The organism is Nonomuraea indica, assembly GCF_002850745.1.
GTDB lineage: Bacteria > Actinomycetota > Actinomycetes > Streptosporangiales > Streptosporangiaceae > Nonomuraea > Nonomuraea indica.
Window position 1 is genome coordinate 38,937 of record NZ_KZ559476.1, and the last position, 14,429, is coordinate 53,365.

A 14,429-nucleotide genomic window follows, 5' to 3' on the forward strand; every position below is an offset into this window, starting at 1 on the left:
CTCGCGCCGATCTTCCGGCAGGATTCGTCTATGCCCTTCTGGCCGTCCCCCATCTCCACGACCGACGTCGCCCGCTCCGGTCTCCGCCTGGGCTGGCCCACCGCGCTCGACGGCCAGGTGTGGTGGACGGAGGACCGGCCCGACGAGGGCGGCCGCACGACGGTCATGCGCCGCGCCACCGACGGCACCCGCGCCGAGCTGCTGCCCGCCCCGTGGAACGCCCGCACGCGCGTCCACGAGTACGGCGGACGGCCCTACACGGTGACCCCCGCCGGCGAGGTCGTCTTCGCCAACCTCGCCGACCAGCGCCTCTACCTGCTGCGCGACGCCACGCCCGACCCGCTCACCCCCGACGACGGCTGCCGCTACGCCGACCTGCTCGTCCACGACGGCCACGTGTGGTGCGTCCGCGAGCACCACCACGACGACGGCAAGGTGTCACGCGCCATCGTCTCCATCCCGCTCGACGGCGGCCAGGCGCGCGAGCACGCCGCCGGCGCCGACTTCTACGCCTCCCCCGCGATCTCCCCCGACGGGCGGCATCTCGCCTACGTGTGCTGGAACCATCCGCGCATGCCGTGGAACGGCACCGAGGTGCGCGTCACCCGCCTGGCCGACGGCGCGTCATGGACGGTCAGGGGCGGCACGGCCGAGTCGGTCCTCGCACCGCAGTGGAAGGACGACGACCACCTCTACCTGATCTCCGACTGGTCCGGCTGGTGGAACCTCTACCAGATCGGCGTCCACGGCACCTCTCCCCAGGCGCTCTTCCCCGCCGAGGAGGAGTTCGCCTGGCCGCTGTGGCAACTGGGCGGCCGCCCGTACGCGGTGCTGCCCGACGGGCGGCTCGCGGTGCTGCACGGGCGCGGCGACCTGCGGCTGGGGCTGCTCGATCCGGCCTCCGGCGAGCTGACCGGCCTCGACGTGCCCTACGAGGGCTGGGATCCCGCGCTGGCCGTGGACGGCGCGACCCTCGTCGGGGTGGGGTACGGCCCGGCCGTGCCGCGGTCGGTCGTCCGGGTCGACACCGTGACGGGACGGGTGGAAGGGCTGCGCCGCGATGTGGCCGAGCTGCCCGACATCGCCTATCTGCCCGTGCCGCGCCGGGTGGAGCTCCCCGGGCGGTTCGGGCGCCACGTGCACGCCCGGCTCTACCCTCCGGCCAACCCGGCCGTGAGCCCCTCGGAGCCCCCACCGTACGTGATCTTCGTGCACGGCGGGCCGACCTCGCACGACACCACGGCGCTCGACCTCGGCAAGGCGCTGCTCACCTCGCGCGGCATCGGCGTGCTCAGCGTCGACTACGGCGGGTCCACCGGCTACGGCCGGGCCTACCGCGAACGGCTCAGAGGCCAGTGGGGCGTCGTAGACGTCGAGGACACCATCGCGGCGGCCGAGTGGCTCGCCGCCGAAGGGCTGGCCGACCCGGCCCGCATCGCGGTGCGCGGCGGCAGCGCCGGAGGCTGGACCGTGATGGCGGCCTGCTGCCGGTCCGGTGCGTTCGCGGGCGGCGTGTCCTACTACGGCGTGAGCGCGCTGGCGCCGCTCAACGCCCACACCCACGACTTCGAGTCCCGCTACGTGGAGTGGCTCGTCGGGCCCGAGGACCCGCACCTCTACGCCACCCGCGAACCACTCGCCCTGGTCGACGGCGTGTCCTGCCCGATGCTGCTGTTGCAGGGGCTGGACGATCCGGTCGTGCCGCCCGAGCAGTCGGCCGCCTTCGCCGACGCCCTGTCGGAGCGCGGCGTGCCGTGCACCTACCTGACGTTCGAGGGCGAGTCGCACGGGTTCCGGCGCGCCGAGACCCGGGCCACCGCCCTTGCCGCCGAGCTGGCCTTCTACCAGCAGATCTTCACCTGAGCGTCGCCGGGCCTAGCCCTTGCGCCACTCTCCCGAGCTGAGGGCGCCCGCGGCCTGGGGACCCATCAGCCCGAGGCCGCCGTCCACGAACAGCGACGCCCCTGTCACGTACGAGGCGCCCGGACCGGCCAGGAACGTCACCACCGCCGCCACCTCGCGGGCGTCACCGGCACGCGCGATCGGGTAGCCGGGCCGGGTGCCCGTCTGCGGAGGCAGGTCCTCCTGACCCGTCATCGGTGTGGCGATCTCCCCGGGCGCCACGGTGTTGACCGTGATCCCGAACTCCGCCAGCTCCAGCGCCAGCACCCGGCTCAGCATCCGCAGCCCGCCCTTGGCCGCGCAGTACGGCCCGGACCCCACGCGGGGATACTCCTCGTGCACGCTGGTCACGTTGACGATCCGGCCGCCGCGCCCCGAGCCGATCATGCGCCGGGCGGCCCGCTGCGCGCACAGGAACGGTCCGTCGAGGTCCACCGCGACGACCTCCCGCCACCGGTGGTAGCTCATGTCCAGCACCGGCTCGGCACTGCCGGTGCCGGCGTTGTTGACCAGCACTCCCAGCCCGCCCAGTTCCTCGGCCAGGTCGTCGACCACCGCCGCGGCGCGTTCGGGGTCGGTCAGGTCGTGGCGGCGCAACGCGGCGGCCTTGCCCAGCTCGCGTACCGCGGCGGCCGTGTCCTCGGCCCCGTCGCTGTCCTCGTGGAACGTGATGCCCACGTCGAACCCCTGCTCGGCCAGCGCCACGGCCGTCGCCTTGCCGATGCCGGAGTCGGCGCCCGTGACGATCGCGACCCGGTCGTACCCCTCGCTCATGTCCTCCCCCTTCGGAACGGACGGTCAGATGCGGGGCTCCTGCCCCGGATGCGACCCTCCACCCGTAGGGGGCGGCCTTCCGCGATCCGCTGGACGGTCAGCGGGCGAACTCTGTGGCGCGGGACTCCCTCACCACGGTGATGCGGATCTGGCCGGGGTAGGTCAGCTCCTCCTCCACCTGCTTGGCCACGTCGCGGGCGATGACCTGCGCCTGGATGTCGTCGATCGCGTCGGGCTTGACCATGACGCGGATCTCCCGCCCGGCCTGCATGGCGAAGACCTTGTCGACCCCGTCGTAGGACTGCGCGATCTGCTCCAGCCGCTCCAGCCGCTTGACGTACGCCTCCAGCGACTCACGCCGGGCCCCGGGGCGGCTGCCGCTGACGGCGTCGGCCGCCTGGGTCAGCACCGCCTCGACGGTGCGGACCTCCACCTCGTTGTGGTGGGCCTCGATGGCGTGCACCACGTCCTCCGACTCGCCGTAGCGGCGGGCGATCTCCGCCCCGATGAGCGCGTGGCTGCCCTCCACCTCGTGCGTGAGCGCCTTGCCGATGTCGTGCAGCAGCGCACAGCGCTTCAGCAGCCGCTGGTCCAGCTTGAGCTCGGCCGCCATGATGCCGGCGATGTGGGCCGACTCGATGAGGTGCTTGAGAACGTTCTGCCCGTAGGAGGTGCGGTAGCGGAGCTGGCCGAGCAGCAGCGTCAGCTCCGGATGCATGTCGGTGATGCCGAGCTCGACCAGGGCGTCCTCGCCGGCCCGGGCGCACAGGTCCTGGACCTCGGCCCGGCTGCGCTCGTGGGCCTCCTCGATGCGCTGCGGGTGGATGCGGCCGTCGAGCACCAGCTTCTCGAGGGTCAGCCTGGCCGTCTCCCGTCGTACCGGGTCGAAGCACGACAGCAGCACCGCTTCGGGGGTGTCGTCGATGATCAGGTTGACGCCGGTGGTCGACTCGAACGCCCGGATGTTGCGCCCCTCGCGACCGATGATGCGCCCCTTCATCTCGTCACCCGGCAGGTGCAGCACGCTCACCACCGACTCCGCCGTCTGCTCGGCCGCCAGTCGCTGCATCGCCAACGTCACGATCTTGGTCGCGCGCTTCTCGCCCTCCCGGCGGGCCTCGCCCTCGATCTGCCGGATGATGAGGGCGGCCTCGCGCTTGGCATGGTTCTCGATCTCCATGACCAGCTCGGCCTTGGCCTGCTCCGCCGTCAGCCCGGCGACCCGTTCGAGGATGGCCCGCCGCTCGTCCTCCACCTGCAGCAGCTCGGCCCGCCGGTCGGCCAGCTCGATCTCGGTCTCGGCCAGCTTGCGCTCGCGTTCGGCCTGCCTGCGGGCCTCCTCGTCGAGCCGCTGCTCACGCTCGGCCAGGCGGCCCTCGCGGCGTTCGAGGTCGGCCCGCAGTTCCTTGAGCTCGGACTTGAGTATCCGGCTCTCCCCCTCGACCTCGCGCCGCATCTGCACGGCGCTCTCGGCCGCCGCCTCCGACCGGCGCAGGATCTCCTCGGCGTCGGACCGGGCCTTCCCGCGGATCTCACCGGCCTCCTGGCGGGCCTGCTCCAGCTCCTCGTTGACGGCCTGCACCTGCTCGGGGGTGGGTGTGAACGCCTGGGGAACGCCGCCGGACGTCCGCCGCACCACCACCCACAGCGCGCCGATCATCCCGAACGTGAGCAGGAGCACCGCCACTGAAAGCACCACGACAAGCGGCCCCATGTGCGCCCTGCCCTCCTCGCCTCGTCACACCTCGAAAGGCGGCCGGTCAATTGCGGGAGGGGTCACCTGTGCACAGCGGAAAGCCGGTCGGCGGCAACGCCGCGCCGACACAGCGACGCGTGTCACGCACGCCAAGGCTGACCGGGCGCCGACCTGGGCCACCGGCACCTCGTCTGTCTCGATCGACCAAGCTCGTTCGTCTGTCAGTTCACCGGTATGGCAATCCGCTGCGCGGAGTAACTCCCTCACTGCCGTCGAGGTTATGCGTCGAACAGGTCACGAGCAAGCAAACGCGTTATCAAGCGTGTCTTATGGGTCATCATCTCTTCATTCGACTGGATATTCCCGGCCGCACGAGAATTGCCCACATACATCCGCAAAGGCTCCCGTTCGCGCGTCGCCACTCCCCCGGTCCGCCCACCCCGGCACACCCGGGCCCCCGCACCGCAGTGCCCCGCCTCGGGCGTCCCCGAAGACTCCCAGGCCCTCAGGGACGCCTCCGGAGCCCCGGGTCTCAGCGGGTCGCAGCCGGTCAGGCCCGCAGCCGCAGCCCTCGGGGTGTCGGGTGGAACCCCGCCTCCTCCAGCGCGGCGCCCAACGGCGTGTCCACGATCGAGGCGCCGTCGGCCCGCTCGACCGTCAGCTTGCCCAGCGCCCCGTCACGCACGGCCAGCGCGAGCGCGTCCACGGCGGGCCTGAGCCGCTCGCCGTCGGTGAACGACAGCAGCGTCTTGCCGCCGCGTTCGACGTAGAGCACCAGGAACCCGTCGACCAGCACGACGAGCGCCCCCGCCTTACGGCCGGGCTTGTGCGAGACGTCACCGGGATGCGCCGGCCACGGCAACGCGGCTCCGTACGGGTTCGCGGGATCGGCGGCGGCCAGGACCACCGCCCTGCGGGCCCCGCCGGGACCCGCAGGGCGGTGGTGCTGCCGGGACCCACCGGGACCCGCGCCACGGCTACCGTCATCACGGCCACCGTCATCACGGCCACCGTCGTCACGGCCTGGCACCCGCGGCGACAGGCCGTCCCCGTCGGCCCAGCCCTCCGACGCGCCCGCGCCGCCCCGAGCCCCCGGCGCGATCCCCGGCGCCATGGCGCGCATGCGGTCCACCGCCCCCGGCAGCGCGAACTGCGCTCCCCCGAGCCCTTCCACGAAATAGCCCCGGCGGCACCGCCCGCTCTCCTCATAGGCGCGCAACACCTGGTAGACCGGCGTGAACCCGCCGGGCAACCGCTCGGACGTCACCGCTCCCCGGGTCACCACGCCGTGCCGTTCGAGCAGCACCTCCGCCTGTGCCTGCGCCCGCATCGTCGCGTCGCCGCCCGGCTCGGGCAGCAGCCACCACCGCCCGCCCACGGTCGGCGGCCCGCTCCGCGTGGGCAGCACGGCCCGGCGCCGCCGCGTCGTCGCCGGGCGGTGGGCGGGCCGCCCGGAGCCGAGCGTGGCCCGCAGCGGCGCCAGCGTGTCACCCGACACCCGCCCCGCCCATACCAGGTCCCACAGCGCCGTGGTCAGCGCGCCGTCGTCGAGCGAGCCGAGCCGGTCGGACAGGCCGCGGAAGAACAGCGCCCCGCCCCCGCCGAGCGCCTCCAGCACCTGTTGGTGCAGCGGCGTCATGGTGACCTCGCCCGGCTCGGGCAGCAGCAGCGGCGCCGTGTCGGCGAAGTAGAGGCACACCCATCCGTCACCGCCCGGCAACGACCCCTGCCCCGTCCAGATCACCTCTCCGGAGGAGGTCAGCTCGTCGAGCAGTGCCGGATGGTAGCCGGGCACCCTTGACGGCAGCACCAGCGTCTCCAGTGCCGAAGCCGGCACGGCGGCGCCCTGGAGCTGCTCGATCGCGTGCACCAGCGCGTCCATCGCCCGAGCGGCCCCCACCCCACCGGCGCCAGGCGGCTCACCGTACGGGCCACCGACGGCACCGGCTCTGCCTTGCGGACCGCCCCACGCTCCCACGCCACCTGCCGGACCGCCGCCCGCCAGACCGGCACCTGCCGACCCACCGCCCGCCGGACCGGCACCTGCCGAACCACCACCCGCCGAACCACCACCCGCCGAACCACCACCCGCCGTGCCGGACCCGCCCGGAAGGCCGGAGGCCCCCACGCCGGACACGCCGGTGACGCCGTGCCAGGCGGACAGGAAGACGGCGAGCGTCTCCGCCGGGACTGGCTCCACCTCCTTGCGCAACCGGGCCAGCGACCTGCGCCGCAGCATGCGCAGCACCCCGGCGTCGCACCACTCGGCACCCCGGCCGCCCGGCCTGAACTCGCCGGCGACCAACCGCCCCGAGGCGGCCAGACGGTGCAGCGCGTCGCCGACGACCGCCACCCCCAGCCCGAACCTGGCCGCCGCCGTGCCCGCCTCGAACGGGCCACGCGTCCGGGCGTGCCGGGCGAGCAGGTCGGCCAGCGGGTCGGGCACGGGCTCCAGGAACGCGTGGGGAACCCCGACCGGCGGCGGCACGCCCAGCGCGTCACGCATCCTGGCGGCGTCCTCGATGGCCGCCCACTGCTCCTCACCCGCGATCCGCACCCGGATGGCCCGCCGGGCCCGTTCGAGCTCCTCCAGCCAGGCCGGGTCGCCGCCACGCACGCTCACGTCGGGAGGCAGCAGCGGGCCGTGCGAACGGAGCAGGTCGGCGAGGTCCTCCACGTCGCGCAACGGCCGGTCGAGCCGGGCCAGCTCACGCTCGGCGTCGGAGATCACGTCAGGGTCGAGCAGCTCCCGCAGGTCGGCCTGGCCGAGCAGCTCGGCCAGCAGCGTGGTGTCGAGCGCCAGTGCCTGCGCCCGGCGTTCGGCCAGCGGCGCGTCGCCCTCGTACATGAAGGCGCCCACGTAGTGGAACAGCAGGGACGCCGCGAACGGCGAGGCCTGCGACGTCTCCACCTCGACGACGCGCACGGTGCGCGCGGCGATGTCGCGCATGAGCCGCACCAGCCCCGGCACGTCGAACACGTCCTGCAGGCACTCGCGCATCGTCTCCAGCACGATCGGGAACGAGGCGTAGCGCGAGGCCACCCCCAGCAGGTGAGCCGCCCGCTGGCGCTGCTGCCAGAGCGGGCTGCGCCGCCCGGGCGTGCGGCGGGGCAGCAGCAACGCACGGCCGGCGCACTCCCTGAACCGCGACGCGAACATCGCCGACCCGCCGAGCTCCTCGGTGACGATCTGCTCGATCTCCTCCGGGTCGAACGCCGCCACGTCGGACGGCGGCTCGGCCAGCGTGTCGGGGATGCGCAGCACGATCCCGTCGTCGGAGTGCACGGCCTGCACGTCGACGCCGTAACGCTCGCGCAGCCGCCGGTTGATCGCCAGCGCCCAGGGGGCGTGCACCCGGGCCCCGTACGGGGAGTGGATGACCACGCGCCAGTCGCCCAGCTCATCATGAAAGCGCTCCACGAGCAGGGTCCGGTCGTCTGGCACATAGCCGGTGGCCTCGCGCTGCTCCGCCAGGTAGGACAGCAGGTTGGCCGCGGCGTACGCGTCGAGACCCGCCGCGCGCAGGCGCTCGCCGGAGCCGCCGCCCGCGTGCTCGCGCAGGAAGGAGCCGATGGCGCGGCCCAGCTCGGCGGGACGCCCGGGGGCGTCGCCATGCCAGAAGGGCAGCTTGCCCGGCTGGCCGGGAGCCGGCGAGACCAGCACCCGGTCGGCCGTGATGTCCTCGATGCGCCACGACGTCGCGCCGAGCACGAACACGTCGCCGACCCGCGACTCGTAGACCATCTCCTCGTCCAGCTCGCCGACCCGGGAGGCCTTCTCCCCGACGAGGAACACGCCGAACGTGCCGCGGTCGGGGATCGTGCCGCCGTTGGTGACCGCGAGCCGCTGCGCGCCGGGCCGGCCGCGCAGCGTGCCCGTGACCCGATCCCACACCACGCGCGCCCGCAGCTCGGCGAACTCCTCGCTCGGATAGCGCCCGGCCAGCATGTCGAGGGTGGCCTCCAGCGCGGACCGCGGCAGCGTCGCGTAGGGGGCGGCCCGCTTGACCACGCTCTCCAGCTCGTCGACGGTCCACTCGTCGAGCGCGGTCATCGCCACGATCTGCTGCGCCAGCACGTCGAGGGGGTTGCGCGGATAACGCAGCTCCTCGATCTCGCCGCTCTTCATCCGCTCGGCCACCACGGCCGTCTGCACCAGGTCGCCCCGGTATTTCGGGAAGATGACGCCCTTGGACACGGCACCCACCTGGTGACCGGCACGGCCGATGCGCTGCAGCCCGCTGGCCACGCTCGGCGGAGCCTCGACACAGGCGACCAGGTCGACGGCGCCCATGTCGATGCCGAGCTCCAGGCTGGAGGTGGCGACCACGGCCGGCAGCCGGCCCGACTTGAGCGCCTCCTCGATCTGCGCGCGCTCCTCCTTCGACACCGAGCCGTGGTGGGCGCGGACGATCTCGGAGAGCACTCCCCTGCTCGCGCCTGCCTGGGCCATCATCTCGGCGGGCGTCCGCCGCGCGGGCTCGGACGCCGCCTGCCCGCCGGCCGCACCGCGCCCGCCCGCCGCATCCCTGCCCGCTGCGTCCCTGCCCGCCGGGCGCCCGGTCTCATGGCCAGGGCGCTCGGTCCCCTCACCAGCGCGCTCGGTCTCGCCAGGGCGCTCGGTCTGATGGCCGGTGCGCCACGAGGACCCGTCGGCCGGGGTCTCCCAGATCGACAGGTCGACCTGGTCCGCCCCACCCCGCGCCCGGTCGTAGGCCAGCTCGTTGAGCCGGGCGCACAACCGCTCGGCGAGCCGCCTGGAGTTGGCGAACACGATCGTCGAGTCGTGGGCCGCGATCAGGTCGAACAGGTGCTCCTCGACATGCGGCCAGATGGACCGGTTGACCGGCTCCGCGGCGAACTCCTCGCCGTCGGCGGGGCGGGGCGCCCCCTCGGTCTGCGTCATGTCCTCGACGGGGACGACGACCTCGATCTCGATGCGCTTGTCGGAAGGCGGCTGCACCACGGTCGCCGGCCGCGAGCCGCCGAGGAAGGCGGCGACCTCGCTCACCGGACGGACGGTCGCCGACAGCCCGATGCGCTGCGCCGGCCGGTCGAGCAGCGCGTCGAGCCGCTCCAGGCTCAGCGCCAGATGGGCGCCGCGCTTGGTGGCGGCCACCGCGTGCACCTCGTCCACGATGACCGTGCGCACGCCACGCAGCGCCTCCCGCGCCTGACTCGTGAGCAGCAGGAACAGCGACTCCGGCGTCGTGATGAGGATGTCGGACGGCTTGGCGGCGAAGCGCCTGCGGTGGTCGGCCGGCGTGTCACCGGACCGGATCGCCACCGAGATCTCCGGCACGGGCAGCCCCAGCCGCCTGGCCGTCTGCTCCAGACCGGTCAGCGGGGCGCGCAGGTTGCGCTCGACGTCCACGGCCAGCGCCTTGAGCGGCGAGACGTAGAGCACCTTGGTGCGACTCCTGCCCGGCGCCGCCTCCGTCTCGCCCTCGGCCTGGCCGGTCGCCAGCCGGTCGAGCGACCACAGGAAGGCCGCCAGCGTCTTGCCCGAGCCCGTCGGCGCGACGACCAGCGTGTTGTCCCCACGCGCGATGGACGCCCAGGCGCCCTCCTGCGCGGCGGTGGGCGCGGCGAAGGCCCCGGCGAACCATTGCCTGGTCACCTGGCTGAAGTGGTCGAGCGAGCTCACCTGCCCATAGTGCCTCGCCGTACCGACAGAAAAGCACTGTGCCCCCGGCGGGCGGTTGAGCGCCGGCGCAGCGGACATACAGCCACCGTGGGCATTGACTACGCAGCCATCGAAGCTCGCCGCGAGGGCATCAAGGAGCGCCACCTCTTACCGCGCCGGCCTCCGAGCAGCGCCCGCGGCCTGCACCACGTCGCCCTGCTCTCGTCGGACGTCGAGCGGACGATCAAGTTCTACCAGGAGCTCCTCGAGTTCCCGCTCACGGAGATCTTCGAGAACCGCGACTACCAGGGTTCCAGCCACTTCTTCTTCGACATCGGCAACGGCAACCTGCTCGCCTTCTTCGACTTCCCGGGGCTCGACCTCGGCCCCTACCGGGAGGTGCTCGGCGGGCTGCACCACATCGCGATCTCCGTCGATCCGGCCACCTGGGAGCGGCTGCGCGGGAAGCTGGAGGTGGCCGGCGTGCCGCACCAGATCGAGAGCGGCGCGTCCATCTACTTCCGCGATCCCGACGGCGCCCGTCTGGAGTTGCTCGCCGACCACCTGGGAGAGATGTACGGCTCACGCGTGCTGTGACCCGTCGTGACGGGCCGGGCCCCGGCTAGCGCCGTGACGCCCTGCGAGTCCTCGGCCTGCCCGCCCGCGGCGTGCTGTCGACGGCCGCGTGCCGTTCGGACCTTTCGGCTTTCTCCTTCTGTACGGCGAGGCGCCGGGCGAGCCGCAGCACGCGGCGCCTGGCGCGGTTGGCCTTGATCTTGGCTGTCTTCGGGGGTGAAGGCTTGGACGACTTGGCCATGGGGATGTCCTACCCACGCCGGTCGCCGTTCCATACTTGAGTGATGCGCCTGACCGAGTTCTGGAGACGGATGCGCGCCCACTTCGGCGACACTTATGCCGATTCGTGGGCCCGCGACTACGTGCTGGCCCCGCTCGACGGCCGCACGGTGATGCAGGCGCTGGCCGACGGAGAGAGCGCCAAGAGCGTGTGGCGGGCGGTCTGCCAGGTGGAGGACGTCCCGCCCCGCCTGCGATAGCGGTGTCCGGGCTCATCCCGGCGGCGGCGTGTCCAGGGTGTGCCGCAGCGCGCGGGCGGTGCGATCGAGGTCGTCGGCACGTCCCTGCCCGCCCGACGACCACAGGAAGACCCACCCGCCGGGGGTGAGCGTGGCGAAGATGATCGTCTGGCGGCCCGTGCCCGGATGCCAGACCCGCAGCATCGGATCGTCGCCGCCCATCATGCGGCCCACCAGTCCGTGCTCGGGCAGTATCTCGGCCAGAGCCCGCAGATGGGTGCGCCGTTCCCCGGTGTACGTGCTCGACACGTCGCCGCCTCCAACCCTCAACGGATCTGTCCCCGGCAGGGCGGCGCCCGCCACCTCCGAACACCGAAATAGCGGGAAATATCGGGAATGAACGTCGGCCGCGGCTCCGAACCGGCACAGCGGGTCCGCGCGCACGGAAGGGCGGGCGCCGTCCTGCGCGCCACCGTCCCCGGAGACGAAGCGGGTCCGCGCGCACGATAGGGCGGGCGGGGCGCGGGCCCGCCCCGACGCTCCTCCGGCGAGCCGACCCCGCCGCACGACCTCGCCCGTGAACACAGGGTCCGGCCGACTCCGCGGCACGGCCTCGCCCGTGAGCACGGGATCCGGCTGACGCCGCCGCACGGCCTCAGCGGTGAACACAGGGGCCGGCCGATCCCATGGCAGAGCCTCGACCGGACCCTGTGTTCCGCAGCGTGTTCACGGCGTGATCGAACAGTCGTTCGGCTACCATGGAACGCGCCGGGCCACGTCTTCCTCGGCATCGACGGAAAATGTCGGTGGCAGGCCGTAGCTTTCACTCGACTGACCGAACACGACCCTGCAGGGGGAGTTCCCAATGGCTATCAACGACCGCGAGAAGGCCCTCGAGACCGCCCTCGCACAGATCGAGAGGCAGTTCGGCAAGGGCTCCGTCATGCGCCTCGGCGATGACGCCCGAGCTCCCATCGAGGTGATCCCCACAGGGTCGATCTCCCTTGACGTCGCGCTCGGCATCGGCGGGTTGCCGCGCGGCAGGATCGTGGAGATCTACGGCCCGGAGTCCTCGGGCAAGACCACGATCGCGCTGCACGCGGTGGCCAACGCGCAGCGTGCGGGCGGCATCGCGGCGTTCATCGACGCCGAGCACGCCCTCGACCCGGAGTACGCCAAGAAGCTCGGCGTCGACACCGACGCGCTGCTGGTCTCCCAGCCCGACACCGGTGAGCAGGCGCTCGAGATCGCCGACATGCTGATCAGGTCGGGCGCCGTCGACATCATCGTCATCGACTCGGTCGCCGCGCTGGTGCCCAAGGCCGAGATCGAGGGCGAGATGGGCGACAGCCACGTCGGCCTCCAGGCCCGCCTGATGTCGCAGGCGCTGCGCAAGGTCGCCGGCGCGCTCAGCAGCACCGGCACCACCGCCATCTTCATCAACCAGCTGCGCGAGAAGATCGGCGTGATGTTCGGCTCGCCGGAGACCACGACCGGCGGCAAGGCGCTCAAGTTCTACGCCTCGGTCCGGATGGACATCCGCCGCATCGAGACGCTCAAAGACGGCACGGAGGCGGTCGGCAACCGCACCCGCGTCAAGGTCGTGAAGAACAAGATGGCCCCGCCCTTCCGGGTCGCCGACTTCGACATCCTCTACGGCGTGGGCATCTCGCGCGAGGGCGGCCTGATCGACATGGGCGTCGAGCACGGCTTCGTCCGCAAGTCCGGAGCCTGGTACACCTACGAGGGCGACCAGCTCGGCCAGGGCAAGGAAAACGCCCGCAACTTCCTGAAGAACCACCCCGACATGGCCAACGAGATCGAGAAGAAGATCAAGGACAAGCTCGGCGTGGGCCCGCGTCTCGACGCTCCCGCCGCGGCCCCCGCTCCGGCTCCGGCCGCCGCTCCGTCCGGCCGTGGCTCCAAGGCCGCCACGCCGAAGCCCGGTGACGTCTGATCGATCGCCCCATGAGTGACTCCGATCCGGCAGAGGCGCCTCACAGCCGTGACTGGGGCGCCTGGCCCGACCCCCCTCCCCCGCAGGCCGGCCACTCCCGTCCGTCCCGTGGTGGCAGCCGCCGCCTCCCCTCTCCGGGAGACGACTCATCCGGCACGAAGGGCTCACGCCCCTCGTCCGGCCAGGGTGGTTCCGCTGCGCCGTCCGCGGGTGGCTGGCCGTCGGTGAGCGAGTGGCGCGAACGCAGACGCCAAACGGCGGACAGTCCCGCGCCTCTCGCTCCCCAGGAGCACGACGGGAGCACCGCCTCCACCGGCGCGACCGTTGACCGGGCTCACGGCGGTGTCGTGGCCTCGGGTCACGCCCTGCCCCGAGACGGCGAAGCACCGGCCCACAAAGCACCGGCCCACGAAGCACCGGCCAGCGAGACACCGGCCAGCGAGACACCGGCCAGCGAGACCTCCCTGGCCGGAGCAGCCCCAGGCCAGGAGGCTCGGGAAGCTGATCCCGTCCCGGCCTTCCAGGACACGGGGCCGGGCGACGCACCGGGGTTCACACCGTCCAAGAGCGGTGACAGCCCGGGAGGCGGTTGGCGCATGGCCGCCGGACAAACCTCCGAAGCCGGCAGCGACCGGGGCATGGCTGGTTTCGGCACCGGTGCGCCACCCGCGGGTGCGGAGGCTCCCCCGCAGGCCGACGATGCCCCCTGGTGGTCACCGGCCCCCTTGCTTCCCTCCGATGAGGAGAGCGGGCCGGAGGGCGCACCCAAGCCTCGTCGCGGCCGGCGGCCGGGCAGCCGCGGAGGCGGGAAGCGAAGCCGGGCTACGAGCCGAACCACCGGGCGGCTGCCCGACGCACCTGATGAAGACCCGGCGGCCACCACCGCGCCGGACGCCGACCCCGAGGCGGTGGCCCGAGCCATCTGCCTCCGCCTGCTGACGATGGCCCCCAAGACCCGCGCCCAGCTGGCACAGGCCCTGCGTAAGCGCGACGTGCCGGAGGAGGCGGCCGAGGCGGTCCTCGACCGGTTCTCCGAGCTGGGGCTCATCGACGACGAGGCGTTCGCCGAGGCGTGGGTCGACTCCCGCCACCACGGCCGTGGTCTGGCCAAACGAGCCCTGGCCGCCGAGCTCCGGCACCGCGGGGTCGACTCCGAGACGGTCAACGAGGCCGTCGAGCGGCTCGACCCCGACCAGGAGCTCGAGACGGCCCGCCGCCTCGTGGAGCGCAAGCTCGCCTCCACCCGCACCCTCGACACCCAGGCCCGCACCCGCCGGCTCGCCGCCATGCTCGCCCGCAAGGGCTACGCTCCCGGCCTCGCCTTCCGAGTGGTCAAGGAGGCGCTGGAGCAGGAGGGCCTGGAGATCGACGACGACTACCCCTGACGACGCCGAACCCCTCGCGATCGGCTTTCGGGACGATCCCGCGGGCCAGGACCAA

9 protein-coding genes are annotated in these 14,429 nt (G+C 73.0%); 5 read left to right on the top strand and 4 right to left on the bottom strand.

The window, feature by feature from the left end:
- Window positions 1-30: 30 nt before the first annotated feature.
- Window positions 31-1,863, top strand: coding sequence for a S9 family peptidase (locus CXR44_RS25820; RefSeq protein ID WP_101788717.1), 1,833 nt, complete (start codon window positions 31-33; stop codon window positions 1,861-1,863).
- Window positions 1,864-1,875: 12 nt separating this feature from the next.
- On the opposite strand, the gene CXR44_RS25825 is transcribed toward CXR44_RS25820, so the two are convergent.
- The 3 genes from CXR44_RS25825 to CXR44_RS25840 all read right to left on the bottom strand — a co-directional run bounded on the left by CXR44_RS25825 (window position 1,876) and on the right by CXR44_RS25840 (window position 10,019).
- Window positions 1,876-2,676: an SDR family oxidoreductase gene (locus CXR44_RS25825; RefSeq protein WP_101788718.1), complete on the bottom strand. Its 801-nt coding sequence runs from the start codon at window positions 2,674-2,676 to the stop codon at window positions 1,876-1,878.
- A gap of 97 nt (window positions 2,677-2,773) precedes the next feature.
- Window positions 2,774-4,390, bottom strand: coding sequence for a ribonuclease Y (gene rny, locus CXR44_RS25830; protein WP_101788719.1), 1,617 nt, complete (start codon window positions 4,388-4,390; stop codon window positions 2,774-2,776).
- A 532-nt stretch (window positions 4,391-4,922) separates the two neighbouring features.
- Window positions 4,923-10,019 carry an Lhr family helicase gene (locus CXR44_RS25840; RefSeq protein ID WP_245899409.1) on the bottom strand — a complete coding sequence of 1,699 codons (5,097 nt, stop codon included), beginning with the start codon at window positions 10,017-10,019 and terminating at the stop codon, window positions 4,923-4,925.
- An 87-nt stretch (window positions 10,020-10,106) separates the two neighbouring features.
- On the opposite strand from CXR44_RS25840, the gene CXR44_RS25845 reads away from it, so the two are divergent.
- A complete protein-coding gene (locus CXR44_RS25845) occupies window positions 10,107-10,595 on the top strand; it encodes a VOC family protein (protein ID WP_101788720.1) in 489 nt (162 codons plus the stop codon).
- 263 nt (window positions 10,596-10,858) lie between these two features.
- The gene (locus CXR44_RS25855; protein WP_101788918.1) at window positions 10,859-11,053 is read left to right on the top strand and encodes a DUF3046 domain-containing protein; all 195 of its coding nucleotides are present in this window, start codon (window positions 10,859-10,861) and stop codon (window positions 11,051-11,053) included.
- 12 nt (window positions 11,054-11,065) lie between these two features.
- On the opposite strand, the gene CXR44_RS25860 is transcribed toward CXR44_RS25855, so the two are convergent.
- Window positions 11,066-11,341, bottom strand: a complete 276-nt coding sequence (locus CXR44_RS25860) for a hypothetical protein (RefSeq protein WP_101788722.1) — start codon at window positions 11,339-11,341, stop codon at window positions 11,066-11,068.
- Window positions 11,342-11,897: 556 nt separating this feature from the next.
- On the opposite strand from CXR44_RS25860, the gene recA reads away from it, so the two are divergent.
- Both recA and CXR44_RS25870 read left to right on the top strand, forming a co-directional pair.
- Window positions 11,898-12,989: a recombinase RecA gene (recA, locus tag CXR44_RS25865; RefSeq protein WP_101788723.1), complete on the top strand. Its 1,092-nt coding sequence runs from the start codon at window positions 11,898-11,900 to the stop codon at window positions 12,987-12,989.
- Window positions 12,990-13,897: 908 nt separating this feature from the next.
- Window positions 13,898-14,374, top strand: coding sequence for a regulatory protein RecX (locus CXR44_RS25870; protein ID WP_342748600.1), 477 nt, complete (start codon window positions 13,898-13,900; stop codon window positions 14,372-14,374).
- Window positions 14,375-14,429: the final 55 nt, after the last annotated feature.